Raw genomic sequence first — 18,492 nt, 5'->3', positions numbered from 1 at the left:
ATTTATGTCTTGCCCTAATCTCATTCCCCTGACTTTGATTAGTTGATTCTTACCTGAATTTCTGTTAAAAATTCTTCTGTCTTCATCGTTTCCCGGTTATCAATAACATAAAGTTCAAAAGGTTCCCCCACAATTTCATACCCTTTTCCCACTGCATAGTGAAGGAGTTTTCGGATGCAATCTGTACTTTTAAGATATTCCCCTCTGTAGTAGCAGGAGAGATATCGTCCCTCCGGTATCAGGAAGTCGTATTGGTCTGCCGTTGGTTCCAGAATAAAAAACACATTGTGGTATCCTCCGGCAACTCCTTCTTCGATGCCCTCTATGTCTACAGTAGCCCCAATAGCCTGATTGCCGAAATCGCGTATCTTCCCTTCATGCTTTCTATGAAGCTTCTTTACAGCAAAATCCATCTCTTCATCCCGGGTTATGTGTTCATTCAATCGGACGCAGGGTCTTCCTTTTAGATTTTTAACTACGTAGATATCTGTTTTTATTTCATCCGCTTCCTTCAGGGCATTCATACGTTCCTTGATTAGCTGTTTTCGAAGTTTTAGGTGCTTAACCTGCTCTGTGATGTACTCTTCTTCTTCCTGCAGCAGGGCTAGAGTGTTATCAATACTCTGGTGCTCAAGATAATCCTTGATTTGTTTCATGGAGAAGTCCAATTTACGCAAGTCAAAGATTATATTCAGTTTATAGATATCTTTCAGGCTATAGAGCCTATAATCATTCAGATCCCTCTTAGGCTTTAGAATTCCCAGTTTCTCATAGTAGCGCAAAGAGTCCACTCCAATACCATAAAGCTTGGATATTTCATTAATTTTATAATAATCCTTCATAATCAGGACTCCTTTCAGATAGAACATGCAGATTACATCTCACCGTAAGCTGTTAAATACAGAGCTATGTACGGAATTGGTTTTTCAATAATAAGCAGGAAGCTATCTGTATAGTATACTCATTTTTCAGTAAAATTAAGTACTTGACATTGGTATTATACCAGAGTTTAAACTAAAATGGTAGAATTAGAAAGGTAAGAAAATTATGATTTTTTCAAATGACAAAACAAAATCCATAAACATTAAAAGATATGCAATTATTATTCTAGGTACAGCAATCTCCTCTTTTGGAATATATAACATTCATCGGCAGACTCATATAACAGAAGGTGGTGTATTAGGTCTGATACTTCTTCTGAACAATTGGACCGGTGTATCTCCTGCAATCTTAACACCTCTTCTGGATATCATCTGTTATGCATTTGCCTTCCGGTATTTAGGATGGGACTTTATCAAGATTTCTCTTCTCTCAACCTTGAGTCTGGCTGGATTTTTTAAACTTTGGGAGATGTTTCCCCCCGTACTTCCCAATCTTTCAGCTTATCCCCTGGCAGCTGCTTTAGCCGGAGGTCTTTTTGTAGGTATCGGAGTAGGGCTTATTATCGGACAGGGTGCCTCCAGTGGCGGAGATGATGCCTTAGCGTTAATTCTCTCTAAGCTTACCCATTGCCGTATTTCCCATGTATATCTTGCTACGGATATTACAGTATTGCTTTTATCTCTGTCCTATATTCCGCTTAACCGGATTGCCTATTCACTGGTAACAGTGACTGTCTCCTCCTTACTTATTGAACAGGTTCAAAAACTAAGTCAAAAAACCAGAGCAAAGACAAATCTGCAATTTGTTCCTGAGGAATGATTGGCTTTTGGCTATCACTCTCAGTAAAAATAAGTACCGCAAACCTCAATAAATCAGTGTTTGCGGTACTTATTTTTTTCTGCCTTCTATTACTTAGGAATTCCTGTTATCAATTTTTTTGTTTTAGCAGTAATTTATACTTCATTTTTTAATACCCACACGCTCTTAATCTGATTCTCAAGCTGACTGTAAGTCCACTCCTGATTACTGCGGTACAGGCAAAAAGGATCATTAACTTTGAAGCCTTTTTCGTTATAATCGTATATTACGATAAAATGCCCGGCTAGTGTGAAATCTCCCCGGCCCATGGAACAGATCAGAAAACCACCCTCATCAAGACTTTTCTCCATCTGTTCCTTATCTGCCGGAAGCTGTTCAGAATTGATTCCGAATTGGGCAGCTCCTTCCGTCATCAAAGACCATTTGGTTCCGGTTCCTTGCAGATAGTATCCGTTATTCATGGAGAAATCAGCTACATTATCCGGAGTTGCTTCCTTGTTATGTGTTAACCCCACTATAACCATAGAAAGTGCCGTTGGTCCGCATCCACTTACAGCCAATACACTTTTCTCTCCATACCGAAAAGCTCCCCATCGTTTATCCCACTGCAAAAAGAGAGGACATTTCTCATCTAATTCTTTCTTTGAAATATTCCCTTTCCCGGAACCTTCTAGCAAGTCTGGATAATTTGCAACAAAGGAAGCCATTTCAGGATTGTTTGCCAGATCTTTCAACAGTTCATAAGGATAATCCTCCAGTTGACTTAAAATTGTATCATACCTTTCATCCCCTGACTGAGATTCCAGTTTCTGCATTACTTCCTCTTCTGAATAATCCTCTGGGGTTTCAACGGTAATTTCTCCCTCTTTGGTATTCATCATCTTTCTGGCTATCTGTACCGGACTTTCTGCTTTCCTCTCACTGTCCCCGCTGGCCAGAACGTCTGTACTCCGGCTGGATACACTGTCTATCGTTGGCTTCATTTTCCCTGAGCCCACCATATAACCTGCAAGGTATGCAAACACAATGGCCAAAAATGTCAATATTATACGGCGGCGTTGTTTCTGCTTTCTCCGCTGCTGCCTCATTCTTTTTTCACTCGTACTTTGATTATCCATTCTATTTCAACCTGTCCCTTTTTCTGATAAGAATCTGCATTTATTGATATTTTTCATTATATTACATCAGTCAGATCTTCTCAACGAAACATTTTCTTAATTATATATTAAGAACTTTAGAATCTCTCTGTCCGGCAGGTTTATGTCATTACTACATATGGCTTATAGTTTTTTGTTCACTTCAATACTAGGCTCCCATTCTGTTATAATTTCAATTACATAATTCATAGTCACAAGAATGAAATGCTTTAAATCTAAGTAATCAAATAATCCGTTACAAGCAGATTTAACAAACTTATCAAATTCGCCACCTTTAATTTTATATATAATATTTGAAAAAAAACCACAATCGCCATTATTTTAGTACCCTTTATATCTCCTAAAAAAATCAATAATGGATAAGCTTTTTAGATTTTCGATAATCTCTTTATCCTTTTCCCACCAAGTATCTCCTATGTATTTCTCACTATCAGCATAATGCCAAGGAACAATTAATGAATATACCTCTTCTTTTTTTACTGCCATATGATATAAATATATATTCTCTGTTAAATGAACTGCAAATTCATCATCGACTGAATACATAATTTTGAATAATTCATTATCTTCACCTGATTCATGTGCTAATTGATATAATCTATATATATCTGTTTCCTCTAAATTTGAATTATTTATATCTTCGCTATATAGTCTCTTGATCACATCACTTCTATCATAATCTAATAATAACTCTTGTAATGACTTATATTCTTTTTCTTTGCATATTTCAATAAAAGCTGAATTGGCATACCCGATTGGCAATATTTTATTCCTTACAACTATTTTTTTCATGTTTAATATCTCCTCAACTTAAAGGTATTCTATAAGCATTACTCTATTTGGCTCAGTTTATAAATAATCCTGGATGATATCAACCCATCAATCATTTTCAAAGATATCAGTATATAATCCTAACGCTTCTATTTCGGGAATTATATTTTCTAAAGAACGACTACAATTAACTCCCATTAGAAAATCATAACATATAAAAATCCTTAACCGCCTTGGATAGAATACTTTTGCTCCAATGTCTTCTCTTAAAAGTAATTTAATAAATGCATCTACATCTTTGCGTTCTAGCTTTTTTATTCTCTCTGCTTTATCATACATATTAATCATTTCTGAGGAATATAAGGTCTCACGTTTTTTTATCATATCCGCAAATACTTCCTTTGAAAAACTCCTTCGTACATCATGAACATATATATAATCAAGTTCCAAATAATTCAATATTAATTTAACTGTTTTTATGTATTTATTTTCCGTCTCAATATAATCAGTAACTGTTAATATCTTATTATCAAAAGATTTTCCAATATCAGATATTGCTGTCCAATCTTCTTTTCGATAAGTCCAATTACTATCTCGAAAAATAGGATTATATTTAGAAATATTATATTTATACATTAATCAACTATCCTTTTCATATTCGTGTCAAATGTTCCTAGTCTTCAGAAATTTTAATTATCTATCATGCCTTTTGAACACTTGAATATGATTTTCCGTAAATAATTCCGTAAACTTTTCATAATCTTCCCTAACATCTTCTATAGAGAACTTCAATGGTGCCTCCAAAATCCTCTCCAACTCATCCTCTAACGCCTCTACCTCTTCGGAATTCTCCAGAACCATCCTCGTATTTATGGCTTTATTAAGAGATAACCCATGGTAAAACTTTTCTATCTCCAAATCTTCCGGAGATATGTCATAATCCGCTAATCCATCACCCATTTTTCTTCCGGTTATAAACTCACCGGACTGATAAATGCCGAAGATAAAAATATCATCATCAAAATTGCTTGTGTAAATGACCGGGTTGTTTATTTTTTTAGAAAGTTGCTTTGCTCTCTCCTCTACCATTTCGAAGGAAAGATCTCCATCATAAATTGAAAGGACATCTTTTGACTGGACAATAAGTATATTCGATGGCGAGGAAAATTTCTCCACTAGGAGCCTTTTCTCTGGGTCCTCAATTTTCTTTAAAATCTCCTCTAACATCACATTCGCGGTTTTGTTATTATTACAAAAATCCTTTAAGCTTAAAAGATTCTTATCCTGCCCACCGCCATAAACATGCATACTTGCGTATTTTTGTCCCATTTATTTGCACTCTCCTTTCATAACAATTAGATTTCACCAATAGCTTGAACTTCCCAATCAGTATATAGACAGTTTTTACTTTTCTTTCTGTTAACAATATTCGTTATAAAATAAATCAAATTATCATCTGCCAAATATGCCGACACGATAAGTCCCTCCGTTGCATATTCCCATTGAATTTTCCCTTCCGGTGTAAATATTTGAATCCATGATTTATCTTTCGGGTAATTACTTTCATAACAAACCTGCATAATCCTACCATCATTTCCTATGATAGGTGCCTGTAATTTTGTACCCTTTATTTCTACATTCCATAACTCATTTCCATCAGCATCAAGACAAGACAATAAATTTGGAGTCCTATTTAAGCATAGCTTACCATCTTTGCCCAGTGAAGGTGACACATGAATGCTGGTTCTTTCTGGCTTATAAGTCCACTTTAACTCACTATTAGGACTAATTGCGTGTAGGGCTGCACCGTAGCATATATACATTGTACCATCCTCTTTCATATTTATAAATTCTGAACCATGTGCTCCTCCGCTTGACTTCTCCCAGAGCATTTCACCATCTTTATGAAAAGCACACAAAGAACATGATACATTCAGCCCTACATATATAACTTCATTCTTAGTTATCACCGGATCACACCAATTGATTTAAAGGAATGCTCCCACTTCAATATCCCATCTTTTGACAAACATATATATATTACCGTCTTTATCTAATATTGGCCTTCTTTCTATGCTGTAGTCAATATGATATTGCCATATTATATTTCCTTCAGGACTTAAGCAAAACAACTGATGTCCCCTTGAATCCGAGGCACCTAATGTGTAAATATATATGATTCCGTCTGCTCCAATTACAGGTATGCCAAGCAGCTTATTACATGAAAATATTTCATTTATAGTCCCATTATCGCTAATTTCAAGAAGTTTACCATCTCTGGCAAATAAATCATTACTACATTCAGACACTATAATGGATTTCTTACCGGTTATTGCAAAAGACCCTCCGATACGCGTGCCTCCCAGAAATGCATTCTTTCTGCCGGTTTTCCATATTAATGCAGGCTTATCCGGTATTTTAAAACAGGACTGCCTTGTCCAATTTGAAGCTGTAGGCTGAGGTGCCTCCTCATCATATAACCCCTGTTCAAAGCCGCCAATACCTTCGCTATTCCTAAATATACGTTTTTTATTATCCATATGACCTCTCTTATTACTATTATCCTCCCTGTTATTGCTAAATATATAAATCAACGTCTGACTCAGCCTTTATTAAATGAGTAAAATCAATAACAGAAGAATTCAGAAATATTGCAAGTTTCTCACAATTTTCATCCTTGATAACTGTATCATAACGCCCTGTCTGGCTAAAATAAAGATGTTTCTAATTTTTTCCATAGAAGACAGGTACACCTCTGGGTGAACCTGCCTTTTTACAGTTATCAAAAATTAATATATGTATCAAAATCAAACGTAGCTCCTATTATAGCGGCAAAATTAATAATTTCTGAATCTAAATATATTGCTGGTACTGCATTATTTTCAATTTTTATAACTATTTCAATACAATATTTTAAATTATATTTTTCCCTTAAACTAACTAATTGATTTGATTTTTCCAGGAAAATAGATTTGATTTTCTTAATTTGAGTACTTATATCCAATGTTTCTTCATATCCAGTACTAAATATCCATTCTGTACAATCGTATTTCCTCCCAGTTTGGAGGATATCATCTCCAGACTTCCAATATCTACTAGGTTTTATTAAAAGAATATCTGTTATTTCTTGAATATTATAATTATCTCCAATAATCCTAAAATCGACTAATACATTTGTATTATCCATAATTATTTAATGAATTCTCCAGTAGGAATTCCTTCTCCTTCCCCTTCTTTTTTAATATAATTAATTCACCAGTAGGGGGTAGCCATCGTTCCCTTATACATGATTTCTCCTTCATTAGTCATATATACTCCATTAGTTCAGCCTAGGCTGTAGTACCAATTTTCTGTGTAAATATGGTTTGTGTGGGATTACTTAGGAATGCAAGTGAGATAACCAAAATAAGATGTCCAAATTTTTCATAGTTTACTAAACCTCCTATAATTTCATATAAATTATTGTTACATATATTTACAGATTAGTATATAACTTTTAACTATTTCAATAGTAATTTATTCCTATATTATTCCATTATAATATTCTAAAGTAAGAAAGATCCAATATTGTTATATAAGCATTTTTTCATAAAAAATGCAGCTGTTTTCATCAGCAAGCTCAATCTGCTTACCTGAAAACAACTGCAATATGTCTCATTTCTATATATTTACTGGCTAACTGTTATTTGGCCGAAACCCCATGCTTTAACAGAAAATCCGTCCAAATCTTATAATAAGCCGCCTTAAGATGGATATTGTCAAAGGTATATTTCGCCGGTATTCCACCGGTGTTATCCGTAATTGCTTCATTCACATCAATATAGAAGATTTTTTTACCATCAGCAAGTCCTTTCAAATGGTTGTTCCTGTCTTTGATATTCTTATTATTAAAGATAGGGTCCGTATCAGACTTTTCCTTGGTTACATTCATAATAGCTTCTACAAAGATAATGGCCTCCGGTTGCAGTTCATGTATCCGTTCAACAACCTCTTTATAAGCCTTGGTAAAGGATTTTGCTGTGCCGGTTCCCATCTCATTGATGCCAAGCATGATATAGATTTTCTGAAACCTCTTCTTTTTCAGAGCTTCCTCTATGGTCATTTTTTTACCATCAACCTCGGCTACTTTCTTATCAAATACATCATAAATGGTAAGACCAACATCTGCAAAGAAGGTAGGATTCTTCCAGCCGGAATAATCAGAGAGTCCTACTGTTCTGGAATCACCGATAAATAATGCATTATCAAAATAACTTTTTTTCACCGCAACAAACTCATAGGAAGAGTTACTGTCTGGATCTGCTGCCTTATCCGGGTCCTTATCGCCTTTTGTCTTACCGGTATCCTTTGAACCACTTCCAGATGATTGATTATCGTTCTCCTTTGTGCCATCCTGTCCGTCTTTTCCTGAACCATCTTTACCGGGATTTTGTGAGCCCTTACCAGTCCCATTCTCACCAGAGCCTTCTGAACCATCACTGGGATCCTTTGTGCCGGAATCTTGTGTGCTGCCCTCAGTATCTATACTTGTGCTGCCATTCGTACCATTGCCGGTATCTTTTGTACCACCGCCTGTATCCCCTTTACCGGTACTATCCGCACCCTTTTCATTTCCACTCTTACCAGAGTCCTTTGAACCCTCCACAGGTATACTGCCGCTTGTCTCTCCCGAATCACTCCCGGAAGGATTGCTATTTGTTCCCTCCACGGCATCTTCTGTGTTGTCCTTATCCGGAGTATTCGCAGTTGAATCCCCTTTTGAATCTCCCTCTCCTGCGGCAACATCTACCGTCTCGTTTTCTTTAGCCTTTCCCCAGGGGTAATTCCCATCCTTGATTCCTTCAAATACCACTGATAATCTGGGATGTTTAAATATATCCACCGAATAATCCGCATAAACGGAATTCTTCCCCAGATAAGCTGCCAGGGTAAGGATTACGGCACTTATAATTAACAACATCATAAAGGGATACTTCCCTAAGTTCCTAATGAATTTCATTTCCTTCTCCGTTTCTATACTTCTCTCAATCCTTAAGAGTCTGGGTAAATTATCAGATTATAACCAACTCCTGCCAGATAAATTCCTGTGAAGCAGCTCTGCCAAACAATCCATATCTTATATCTTACATCCTACAGTTACTAACAAATAAATTCTTAGCATACCCGCTTGGGTTAAAATTGAAAATATAAAAATGGATTATTAATACCATTTGCAAGCTGGTAGATACAATACCAAAAGACAAAGAATAATATGACAGTGCTGAAAAAATTGTGCTTGTGTTTTTCAAACCATCTTTGTCCATAAGGAAAGCAAAAGAAGATTCCAACTAAGAACAACCACTTATACTGTCCCAAGTATTTGACAAAGTCCCCGTTATTTACATTCACTCCGGAAACCAGGTGAAACATTCTTCCAAGATAGGTTCCCATATCCTCAAAATTATTGATAGCAAAAAGCATCCAGGTAACGGGTATCACAAAGAGCATATACAGTCTTGCCAGTACTCTCGATTTATCCAGGTAAGGCTTCATCCACAGCTTTTCCAAAAGAATGAGCAGAAACAATGATAATCCCCAAAGGATGTAATTCCAGCTGGCACCATGCCACAGGCCAGTAAATAACCATACTATCAGCAGGTTAAGAATAAGACGTCCTGTACCTTTTCTGTTACCCCCGAGAGGAATATAGATATAGTCCTTAAACCATCTTCCAAGTGTTATGTGCCATCTGCGCCAAAACTCCGTTATGGATTTTGACATGTAAGGATGTATAAAGTTAAGGGGTAATTCAAACCCAAGCATTTTTCCTATACCAATTGCCATCAGCGTATAACCATGAAAATCGAAGTAAAGCTGCAGGGTATATCCAAAGGCTCCAAGCCAGGCAAGGGGTGTTGAAATGCTTATAAATCCAATCGTCTGGATATCATTCCATAGGATTGCGATGCGGTCCGCCAGCAAAACTTTCATAGCAAGACCTATGGTAAATACCTTTAAACCTTCTTCCACCTTAAAGGAAGGAATTCTGCGGTAAGTAAGCTGTTCTCTGATTTCTTTATAAGGAGTAATCGGACCCGATACCAGCTTTGGAAACATAAAAAGGTAGATAGTAAGATGGTAAAGAGAGGGTTCCTCTTCTATCTCCCCTCGATAAACATCTACCAGATAGGATACTGCTTGAAAGGTATAGAAACTGATTCCAAGAGGAAGTCCCATTCTTAAGTTAGAAAGATGTATGTGGGGAGAAAATATATGTAAAAGACCATTGATATTTTCAATTGTAAAGTTGACGTATTTAAAGAAAAACAGCATGCCAAAATTGTAGATTAATGCTGCAATCAGCCATGCTTTTTTCTTTGATGGCACCGCCTCGTGCCTTATATTCTTTGCTGAGATATAATTGACTATAGCTGCTAATATAAGTAATATAAGATACTTATAATCACCTAAGGTATAGAAAATAACACTCCCGATAAGAAGAACGATATTCCGGAATCTTGCAGGTACCAGATAATATATGATTAAGAATATCGGTAAGAAACGAAATATAAACTCCAAACTGCTAAAAACCAATGCTTTGTCCTCCCTCACGCCATGCTAAGCTTACCTGTTACCAATATGTGAGTACGCTGCTGCTTCATGTTTTTTTCACACAACACTGCAAGTCCAAGTTCTCTGGTATCAGTATAAGCTTATTGCTGTCAAGAGAGGATTATACACTATTTTTCACAGAATACCATTAATATAGTTTTAATTAGTTTTACATTTTCATAAACAAATTTCTCTAAAATTTAATATATACATTTATCCCCAAAAATTATGGGATTTATCGGCTTTTAAGCCATATTCTCACATAGTCTCAACCTTTGACAGCTCCGTCTGCTATTCCTTTTAAAATCTGCTTTTGAAAAATAGCATAAAAAATAATTACCGGTATTGCCGCCAAAATAAGCGCGCTTAAAATTGCTGTCCAATCGCTGCTGTATTGTCCGAATAAGGTATTCGTCGATAATAAAAGACTATACTTTTTGTTGTCCGAAATATTAATCAAAGGTAATAAGAAATCATTCCAGATCCAAAGAACATTGGTAATACATATGGTTGCAGTAATAGGCTTTAGCATGGGAAATACAATATGAGAAAACGTCTTTAGATTGTTACACCCGTCAATAGCAGCCGCCTCCTCCAGATCTATGGGTATTCCTTTTACAAAACCATGATAGAGAAAGATTGCCATACTGACGCCCAGACCGGCATAAACAAAGGAAAGCCCGATAAGGGAATTCTTAATATGAAAAGCCAGAACAACCCGGTATAAAGGTATCATAATGGAACTAAAAGGTATCAGCATGGAAAAGATAAATAAGCTAAAGATAGCAGATGACAGCTTTGTCTTCGTACGGCACAGCTTCCAGCCTGCCAAAGCTGAAAACAGTATAATTAGAGTTACACTAAGAAAAGATAGGAGAACCGTATTGCCAAAGCTTCGGAGGTAATGCATCTTTTCAATGGTTCTTATGTAGTTTTTTAAATCAATTGACTTTGGTAAGGACATTACATTGGTCAGCAGTTCCCCATTGGTCTTAAAGGAATTTACCAACGCCATAATAAGCGGAAAGAGCCAGAAGAGCGCTGCTACTATCAACAGCAGATATATGATAAAATGAGAGATTTTTTTGCTTACCATATCAGAGTTCCTGTTCCTTTCCCTTCATAACCCATAACTGTATAATGGTAATCAGAAGTATAATGAGAAAAAGCACTGTTGATTTTGCCGTTGCATAACCATATCGTATATTTCCGGAGAATGCCTCTTCATAGATATTAATCGCAACAGACTGTGTCATTCTTCCAGGTCCACCGCCCGTCAGTGAGTATATAACATCAAAGACCTGAAAAGCTGTATTCAGTGTCCAGAAGATGCAAATCGTCAATGCCGGCTGAATCATGGGAAAGATAATCTTCCAAAAGCGCTGCCAGGTATTAGCGCCATCCAGGCTGGCTGACTCTTTTAAATCCTCCGGCACTCCTTGCAGACCTGCCATGTAGATAATCATCAGGTACCCTGCAGATCCCCATACGGCAACAATGATTATGGCAATGAAGGCATATTTGGGGTCCCCAATCCAGGATTTATCCAGGAACTTAATTCCCCAGTTATCTGCCAGATAGTACAGAACCTTTGTAAAAATAAAGGACCACATGTAGCCTCCGATAATCATACTAATCATATTTGGCATGTAAAAGAGCGTCCGAAAGATTCCTTTGGCCTTTGTTCTGCTCTCAATGGTAACAGCAAGCAAAAGAGCGGTAACATTGGCTGCTATCAGCATTACAACCACATATTTTGTTGTAAATAAAAGTGATTTCCAGTAATCCTCATCCTTAAGTACATCCTTGAAATTATCTATCCCTACAAAATGGTAGCTCTTATATAAACCGTTCCAATCCGTCAGAGCATAAAACATGCCTGCAATGGCCGGATACAGCTTAAAAATAATATATACAATCAAAGCCGGTGCTACAAAGAGCATTAATGTTAAGTTTTCCCGTTTCTTACTATGCATTTTGTCACTCCCTATTCTGATAAAAGAGGGGGCTGTTTACCACAGCCCCTTGCTTCCTTTATTGATTGAAACTGTTTGCCTGCTTAAAAGCTTCATCCAGTTTCTTGATAATATCTTCTTTTGTAACTGCGCCGACACAATATTCCTGCAGTAATTTTCCCTGTTCATCGGTAACGGAAGATGGAAGTACCAGATCCTGGTATGCGCGTCCTTCTTCTACATACTTGGAAGCTTCTGCAACCCAGGAAGAAGCCTCAAAGGTATGAACTGTGGCTAAAGGATTAAAGGAGCAGGCTTTAAAGAGTGCGGAAGAATCCTTATCATCCAGCACATAATTAGCAAATTCAAGGGCTACATCCAGATTCTTGCTCTTCGGGTATACCCCTAGGGTAGTTGAAGTAGAAAGATTTACAAGGGTACAATCTTTGTTATTATTTACAGGAAGAGGAAATACGCCCATCTTCATATCAGGATTCGTGGTCATAATTGTCTGAGCTGCCCAGGTTCCCTGAACATACATTGCTGCCTTTCCGTTTGCAAAATCTGCACTTCCGGCTTCGCTGCCTTCTTCCATAGGTCTTTGTGTACCATTTTTAAGAATAACATCGATTGGATCGAAGATATCCTTGATTTCTTCATAAGAAGCTTGATCCTTGTACATTCTCTCCAGCCAATCTTTTGCTTCTCCGGATACTTTTCCTCCGATGGTAAGTGCGGTCATAAGCTGGGGCACCCACTGTTCTTGGAAAGCCAGCATAAAAGGGGTATACCCTTTATCCTTTAATATCTTGCAGATATTCTTTAAGTCATCCAGTGTATCCGGAGCTTTCAGTCCGCATTTGTCAAAGATATCTTTATTGTATAATACTCCCCAAGCCTGACTTTCAATGGGTACTGCCAGTACTTTACCATCTACGCTTACGGTATTTCTTACATTCTCATAAATCTTACCGGTAAGAGGCTGGTCTGTCAGGTCTGTCAGATTACCGGCTTTGTTATATACGGCGATATTATTGCTGTGCAGTGTGTAAAGATCCGGTGCATCATCTCCTGAGATTCTAGCCTGCAATACGCTCTCATACTGATCAGAGCTTGGCATCTCAAGATTGACTTTAACTTTTATACCCTTTTCTTCCATCTTTGCCTCAAACTGCTTGCAATAAGTCTCCCACTGGTCCATATACTGCGGAAAACTCATCATTACATTTAATTCTACTTCTTTTACAGGCTCCTTTTCTTTCTCCGGAGATTTTGTTGCCTCCTGTGTTGTTTGTGCCCCGGTAGGTTCGTTCTTCGTCTCATTCTTTGCACAAGCACTCAAAGATACCACAAGACTTACTGCCATTCCCAAAGCCAAGAACTTTTTCGTTAATTTCATAAATCATCCTCCTCACTGAATAATAATATACTTTATGCTCCTTCATTATAGGGTAACGGGCAATAAATAGCATTTTACATTTCCGTTTAAGTTTATTGTATATTATTATCTTCCTTTATTTCTTTGGGAGTTTTGCCATAGAATTTCTTAAAAGTCTTATAAAAATGTGCCTGGTCCACATACCCAAGCCTTTCTCCAATCTCTTTTATGGGAATCTTATAGGTAACTAAAAGTTCTTTGGCCCGCTCCATCCGAAGCGCCGTAACATACTCTGAAAATCCCTTTCCCACAGCGGTCTTAAACACCTTGCTTAAGTACTCCTTGCTGATGAAAAAGGTTGCCGCCGCCTGTTCCAGGGTAATGCCTTCTGTATAATGTTCCTTGACATACTCTGTGATTTGCTTAATGTCAATACGGTTTCTCGCATGTATTAACTCTTGAATTCTGGTATAGGCGGTGTAATATAAGTCTGATAAAAAGCCATACATCTCATCAAAGGAACATTCTTTACTAAACACAAAGACCGTACTTTTCCCTTCGAATATTTCCGCTGCATCATACTGTCTTTCCATAATAAACTGCTGCAGGGTGCCAAGCATGGAATAATAAACACATATCATGGTTCCTTTCGGAACTGTTCCGGCTTCGTTCTTTACAATTAGTTCATAGATGTCATTCAACAAATTCCTCATAACCTGCATATCATTGGTGAGCATGGCATCTGCGAGACAATCCCTTAATTTATAATAACTGCCGGCCCAGGCAGTGTCCAAAAAACTTCCCACCAGATTCTCTTCTCTTATATCCTTTTTCTCCCGCAGAGTATGTACACATTTCCTTAGCAGCTGGTTTAATTCCTCCTGCTTTATGGGTTTTAGAAGATAATCCAGGGCACCAAGCTTTAAGGCAGTGCGGACAAATTCATAATTGTCATAGCCGCTGACAAAGATAACACAGGCTTCATTGCCTTCTTTTCGTAACGCAGCAATCAAATCCAGCCCGTTTAAAAGCGGCATATTTACATCCACCAGGATAATCTCCGGCTTCATATGATGTATCAGCTCCAGACCATATTCCCCGTCGGAGGCTTCTCCTACAATTCGTATACCGAATTCCTCCCAGTATCCCAGCTGCCTGATAACCTTTCTGGTCCAGGTCTCATCATCAATAATCACTGCTTTCGCCAATGTCATTCTTATTCTCCTTTATTGCCTTCGTCAGTACACAGACTGATGTTCCTTCTCCCGGCCGGCTTTCAATGGTTACTCCGTATTTAGCTTCTGCATATCTTAACCTTATCCGTGAATGAACATTTCCAAGTCCAATATGAGAGCTTGTTTTAAGTGCATTACCTGCGTCTTTTCCCAATATATCTTTAATTTGTCCCAACCGCTCTTTTGATAGCCCTATGCCGTTATCACTGATTTGGAGCAGCAAATCATTCTCTTTTGTCAACGTGGCCTTTAACTGAATCCTCCAAGCCCCTGCTTTATTGATAAGCCCATGTTCCAGGCTGTTCTCCAAGATCGGCTGTAGAATAAGCTTTGGAACTACATATTCCAGAAGTTCCTTTTTCACCTGTACTTCAAATTCAATCCGGTTATCAAATCTTTCATTCTGAATATTCAAATACTCCTGTAAGTAGCGGATTTCTTCCCTAAGACACACCATCTCTCTCGTAAAGTTCAGGGAATAACGCATAATATCACTTAAGGAAGTGGTCATATCATAGATTTTTGTCACATTCTTTTCCAGTGCAATTCCTCCGATAGTTTGCAGGGTATTATGCATGAAATGCGGATTAATCTGTGCCTGCAGTGCCCTTACCTGTGCCTCTCTTTTTTCTATCTTACTCTGATACTCCTGCTTAATCAGCCTTTGATTACGTTCCATCATCAGATTAAAGCTATTTTGAAGCACGCCGATTTCATCCTTTCTATCAGCTGGCATCTCTTCCGAATAGCTGTTAATCATTGCCGTCTGCATCTTCTCTGCAAGAGCAATAATGGGCTTACTGAAAATGCCTGAATATAATACGGACCCGGCTATGGAGATAATAACCGCAATGCCGGCAATAATGAGTCCTGCCATCAGCATTTGCCTCATGGCATTTGTGATAACAAAACCCGGTACCGCAAATAGAATTACCAGCTTACCCCTGTTAACGCTTCGATAGAACCAGAAATTATCTTTATAATAGAATTCCTGTTCTTTACCCGCCCGAAATCTTTTCATAATATCTGCAAAATCGAAGGTTTTTATCTTAGAATCGCTCTTGCTGTAATCAGCTTCTATCAATTCTCCTTCATCGTTAAAAAGCATAACCGATTCATCTTCTGTTGTTTTGATGTTCTCCAGAATGTCCTGAATCTCATAGGGTCTTATCTTCATGGTTATGAGCGCCACCGGTACGTTTTCATAAAAGTCGTAAACCTGATGGGCAATCACAATTTCTTTTCCATCCCGTTTAAACACGATGTTCGTTTGCAGGGATTTGTCCCTTTCTTCCCAGAATTTCAGTTTCTCTTCCGCTTCTTCCATATCCGCTTTGGAACGTTTCGCCACCAATACTTGTTTTGTCTTTAGATTATACAACTCAATAGAATTGATGTTGCTGTCCATACTTATCACGGTATTCATGGCTGAAATCAGCTGCAGTTTTGAAGTATAATCCAGATTTTTTCCGGTCTTGCACCAATCCATAATAATGCTTTTGGTTTCCTTATTGACTTCAAAGCTATAAAATTGATTCACATAGTCCTTTGTCTCAAGACCTAAACGGTCCTGGAGCCAGCCGGTACTCATCTTTCTGTTATAAATCAACTGGTTTTTTAACGTATTTCTGGAAATCTGCACTGTGATTGCTGTGGTTGAACCTACTAAAAGCAGCGAAAAGGCCAGAATTGCCAATAAAATCTTTTTACGGATAGATAAATTACGATACCTTCCCTTCATCTTAAGCCCCCTTATTACTCCGTTTACATTTAAGCAGTACCCCTCGGCAGGTACTGCCTGACTTTTCATACCTGTCATATTATATAAATTATAACATGAATTACAGCTATTTTATATTTTGCAATTTGAATATATTTAGTTTTATTTATTGTACTTTTTTAAGGTTATTGGTTTTTGCATCTCCTGCCGTCTGTTCTAACTATTTATGATTCGCTTTTCGTTAGTGCTGTTTCTCTGCTGCTTTTATGTGCTTTTATGTGCTTTTGTCTGCTTTCTCTGCTTTGTCTGCTTTCTTTGCGTTCTCTGCTTTCTTTGCGTTCTCTGCTTTTCTCTTCTTTTGCTCCGTACTTTTTCTGAAATACCGCATATGATGTAGTTAAATAGATTAATTTGTCTTTTTCCGGAAAGGAGGATTTAAAATGGATGAAGAATTTCTGCAAGGGCTTACCGGGCGCATCGTTACTACCTTCAGTCCAGCCTACAACCTAGACAGACAGGGCTATAATCATGGAGTTCAGAATTTTCCTCTTATTATTAATTACTGTTCTTCTGTTCAAGACGTCGTAAATGCAGTCCGCTGGTCCACTGCCCGACAGATACCTCTTCGTATTCGAAGCGGCGGTCATAATTATGAGGGATATTCCAATGGGAACTGTGTTCTGGTAATTGATGTAAGCGAGATGAAGAGTATCACCCTGGAAGAAGAGAGTAATACTGTCCGGGTTCAAAGCGGTGTAACCAACGGGCAGCTCTACAACTATATTTCCCCTTATGGTTATCCCTTTCCCGGCGGTACCTGTCCAACGGTGGGCTTGAGCGGTTATGCCTCAGGCGGTGGCTGGGGACTCTCTTGCCGTAATTTCGGACTTGGATGTGACAGCCTGCTTGAGATAGAGCTAGTAAATTACAAGGGAGAGCTGCTATACGCCAATCCTGTTTGTAACACAGACCTCTTCTGGGCTTGTCAGGGGGCAGGGGGCGGTAATTTCGGGATCATAACCGCAATGACCTTTAAACTTCCTGCGCCTGTAAATAATGTAACGTTAATAGAAATCGATTATCTGCATGTAAGGCCGCAAGAGCAGGAAGAATTTCTTTCAGTCTGGCAGAACTGGCTTGAAACAGCTGACAACAGGATAACACTCATAAGTCGGATATATCAATCTGAGGAAGATGGCTTTGCTATGCTGATAAGGGGAATCTTTTATGGAGAACCGGAAGAAGCAAGGACAATTTTAGCTCCATTTCTTATATTGCCCCAGGCCGCTGTCAATCTCGAATACGTTACCTTTTTGGAAGCAGTAACAATCCTTGGCAGTTCTTACCCGCCCTTTGAAAAGTTTGATGCGGTCAGCCGATTTGCCCTAAGAAAATATTCTTCCTCCGAAATAGCTTATCTGGCCAGCCTAATCAGAACTCCAGCTGAAGGTTCTGTATTTACCGGTTTATCCCTGTATGCACTGGGTGGCAAAGTATCTGAAACCGAAAGCCAGGATACCGCCTTTTTTTACCGAAATGCCAGATATATCTTATGGCTTGAAACAGTATGGGAAGAAGACAGGTATGCTTGTCCGAATATGGATTGGATTGCCTGCCGCTTTCCTGTATTCGCCTCCCTGACGACAGGTTCTTATGTTAATTTCCCTTACTGTGGCCTTCCTCAATATCTAAGAGAGTACTATGGTGACAATGCTGAACGACTTGAGGCTGTCAAAAGGGAATACGATCCATATAATATTTTTACTTTCCCTCAGGGATTACAGCAGAGTAATTCCGGTTTCGGGCCGTCACCTCATCCTGCTGTTGAATACTCAGACGATGCTTATTCTACCGCCACGGGTAATCATAGAAACTTCCGTTATGTGAATAATTAATAGAACCCCTTTTTTAGCTTTTGAAATCAGTTGTCAAGATTTTGTTCATATGGTAAAATAATAGTGCAAAACGAATGAAACATTCATGC

At 38.1% G+C, this 18,492-nt stretch carries 17 protein-coding genes; 2 read left to right on the top strand and 15 right to left on the bottom strand.

Going from position 1 to position 18,492, the window contains the following annotated elements; genetic code table 11:
- Positions 1-38: 38 nt before the first annotated feature.
- Positions 39-842: a MerR family transcriptional regulator gene (locus bsdcttw_RS06910; RefSeq protein ID WP_185258651.1), complete on the bottom strand. Its 804-nt coding sequence runs from the start codon at positions 840-842 to the stop codon at positions 39-41.
- A gap of 205 nt (positions 843-1,047) precedes the next feature.
- On the opposite strand from bsdcttw_RS06910, the gene bsdcttw_RS06905 reads away from it, so the two are divergent.
- Positions 1,048-1,701 carry a YitT family protein gene (locus bsdcttw_RS06905; RefSeq protein ID WP_185258650.1) on the top strand — a complete coding sequence of 218 codons (654 nt, stop codon included), beginning with the start codon at positions 1,048-1,050 and terminating at the stop codon, positions 1,699-1,701.
- Positions 1,702-1,835: 134 nt separating this feature from the next.
- Here bsdcttw_RS06905 and bsdcttw_RS06900 read toward each other — a convergent pair whose 3' ends face one another.
- The 14 genes from bsdcttw_RS06900 to bsdcttw_RS06835 form a co-directional block, all read right to left on the bottom strand.
- On the bottom strand, positions 1,836-2,819 hold the full coding sequence (locus tag bsdcttw_RS06900; protein ID WP_185258649.1) for a C39 family peptidase: 984 nt from the start codon (positions 2,817-2,819) through the stop codon (positions 1,836-1,838).
- A 360-nt stretch (positions 2,820-3,179) separates the two neighbouring features.
- Positions 3,180-3,650 (bottom strand): hypothetical protein, encoded by a 471-nt coding sequence (locus bsdcttw_RS06895; protein ID WP_185258648.1) that lies wholly within the window; start codon positions 3,648-3,650, stop codon positions 3,180-3,182.
- Between the two features lie 87 nt (positions 3,651-3,737).
- A complete protein-coding gene (locus bsdcttw_RS06890; RefSeq protein ID WP_185258647.1) occupies positions 3,738-4,265 on the bottom strand; it encodes a hypothetical protein in 528 nt (175 codons plus the stop codon).
- A gap of 57 nt (positions 4,266-4,322) precedes the next feature.
- A complete protein-coding gene (locus bsdcttw_RS06885; protein ID WP_185258646.1) occupies positions 4,323-4,958 on the bottom strand; it encodes a hypothetical protein in 636 nt (211 codons plus the stop codon).
- Positions 4,959-4,984: 26 nt separating this feature from the next.
- Entirely contained in the window at positions 4,985-5,599 is a 615-nt protein-coding gene (locus bsdcttw_RS06880) for an outer membrane protein assembly factor BamB family protein (RefSeq protein WP_207726503.1), read from the bottom strand.
- A gap of 18 nt (positions 5,600-5,617) precedes the next feature.
- Positions 5,618-6,169: a PQQ-like beta-propeller repeat protein gene (locus bsdcttw_RS06875; RefSeq protein WP_185258644.1), complete on the bottom strand. Its 552-nt coding sequence runs from the start codon at positions 6,167-6,169 to the stop codon at positions 5,618-5,620.
- 242 nt (positions 6,170-6,411) lie between these two features.
- Entirely contained in the window at positions 6,412-6,816 is a 405-nt protein-coding gene (locus bsdcttw_RS06870) for a DUF4279 domain-containing protein (protein WP_185258643.1), read from the bottom strand.
- Positions 6,817-7,311: 495 nt separating this feature from the next.
- On the bottom strand, positions 7,312-8,592 hold the full coding sequence (locus tag bsdcttw_RS06865; protein WP_185258642.1) for a GDSL-type esterase/lipase family protein: 1,281 nt from the start codon (positions 8,590-8,592) through the stop codon (positions 7,312-7,314).
- Positions 8,593-8,801: 209 nt separating this feature from the next.
- Positions 8,802-10,202 carry an MBOAT family O-acyltransferase gene (locus bsdcttw_RS06860; protein ID WP_185258641.1) on the bottom strand — a complete coding sequence of 467 codons (1,401 nt, stop codon included), beginning with the start codon at positions 10,200-10,202 and terminating at the stop codon, positions 8,802-8,804.
- Between the two features lie 286 nt (positions 10,203-10,488).
- Positions 10,489-11,316, bottom strand: a complete 828-nt coding sequence (locus tag bsdcttw_RS06855; RefSeq protein WP_185258640.1) for a carbohydrate ABC transporter permease — start codon at positions 11,314-11,316, stop codon at positions 10,489-10,491.
- A 1-nt stretch (position 11,317) separates the two neighbouring features.
- Positions 11,318-12,196 (bottom strand): carbohydrate ABC transporter permease, encoded by an 879-nt coding sequence (locus bsdcttw_RS06850; RefSeq protein WP_185258639.1) that lies wholly within the window; start codon positions 12,194-12,196, stop codon positions 11,318-11,320.
- Between the two features lie 58 nt (positions 12,197-12,254).
- Positions 12,255-13,574: an ABC transporter substrate-binding protein gene (locus bsdcttw_RS06845; protein WP_185258638.1), complete on the bottom strand. Its 1,320-nt coding sequence runs from the start codon at positions 13,572-13,574 to the stop codon at positions 12,255-12,257.
- A gap of 92 nt (positions 13,575-13,666) precedes the next feature.
- Positions 13,667-14,767 carry a response regulator transcription factor gene (locus bsdcttw_RS06840; protein WP_185258637.1) on the bottom strand — a complete coding sequence of 367 codons (1,101 nt, stop codon included), beginning with the start codon at positions 14,765-14,767 and terminating at the stop codon, positions 13,667-13,669.
- Complete coding sequence (locus bsdcttw_RS06835; RefSeq protein ID WP_207726502.1) at positions 14,739-16,529, bottom strand: sensor histidine kinase; 1,791 nt, start codon at positions 16,527-16,529, stop codon at positions 14,739-14,741. Before bsdcttw_RS06835 ends, bsdcttw_RS06840 begins: the two co-directional genes overlap by 29 nt.
- A gap of 419 nt (positions 16,530-16,948) precedes the next feature.
- On the opposite strand from bsdcttw_RS06835, the gene bsdcttw_RS06830 reads away from it, so the two are divergent.
- Entirely contained in the window at positions 16,949-18,403 is a 1,455-nt protein-coding gene (locus bsdcttw_RS06830) for an FAD-binding oxidoreductase (protein ID WP_185258635.1), read from the top strand.
- Positions 18,404-18,492 lie beyond the last annotated feature (89 nt).

Source organism: Anaerocolumna chitinilytica (assembly GCF_014218355.1).
GTDB lineage: Bacteria > Bacillota > Clostridia > Lachnospirales > Lachnospiraceae > Anaerocolumna > Anaerocolumna chitinilytica.
This window is presented reverse-complemented; position numbering and strand designations above follow the sequence as displayed.

Coding starts and splice junctions, on each gene's coding strand:
- bsdcttw_RS06905 (WP_185258650.1), top strand. CDS start 1,048: ATGATTTTTTCAAATGACAAAACAAAATCCATAAACATTAAAAGATAT.
- bsdcttw_RS06835 (WP_207726502.1), bottom strand. CDS start 16,529: ATGAAGGGAAGGTATCGTAATTTATCTATCCGTAAAAAGATTTTATTG.
- bsdcttw_RS06885 (WP_185258646.1), bottom strand. CDS start 4,958: ATGGGACAAAAATACGCAAGTATGCATGTTTATGGCGGTGGGCAGGAT.
- bsdcttw_RS06890 (WP_185258647.1), bottom strand. CDS start 4,265: ATGTATAAATATAATATTTCTAAATATAATCCTATTTTTCGAGATAGT.
- bsdcttw_RS06870 (WP_185258643.1), bottom strand. CDS start 6,816: ATGGATAATACAAATGTATTAGTCGATTTTAGGATTATTGGAGATAAT.
- bsdcttw_RS06865 (WP_185258642.1), bottom strand. CDS start 8,592: ATGATGTTGTTAATTATAAGTGCCGTAATCCTTACCCTGGCAGCTTAT.
- bsdcttw_RS06900 (WP_185258649.1), bottom strand. CDS start 2,819: ATGGATAATCAAAGTACGAGTGAAAAAAGAATGAGGCAGCAGCGGAGA.
- bsdcttw_RS06895 (WP_185258648.1), bottom strand. CDS start 3,650: ATGAAAAAAATAGTTGTAAGGAATAAAATATTGCCAATCGGGTATGCC.
- bsdcttw_RS06840 (WP_185258637.1), bottom strand. CDS start 14,767: ATGACATTGGCGAAAGCAGTGATTATTGATGATGAGACCTGGACCAGA.
- bsdcttw_RS06855 (WP_185258640.1), bottom strand. CDS start 11,316: ATGGTAAGCAAAAAAATCTCTCATTTTATCATATATCTGCTGTTGATA.
- bsdcttw_RS06830 (WP_185258635.1), top strand. CDS start 16,949: ATGGATGAAGAATTTCTGCAAGGGCTTACCGGGCGCATCGTTACTACC.
- bsdcttw_RS06875 (WP_185258644.1), bottom strand. CDS start 6,169: ATGGATAATAAAAAACGTATATTTAGGAATAGCGAAGGTATTGGCGGC.
- bsdcttw_RS06910 (WP_185258651.1), bottom strand. CDS start 842: ATGAAGGATTATTATAAAATTAATGAAATATCCAAGCTTTATGGTATT.
- bsdcttw_RS06850 (WP_185258639.1), bottom strand. CDS start 12,196: ATGCATAGTAAGAAACGGGAAAACTTAACATTAATGCTCTTTGTAGCA.
- bsdcttw_RS06845 (WP_185258638.1), bottom strand. CDS start 13,574: ATGAAATTAACGAAAAAGTTCTTGGCTTTGGGAATGGCAGTAAGTCTT.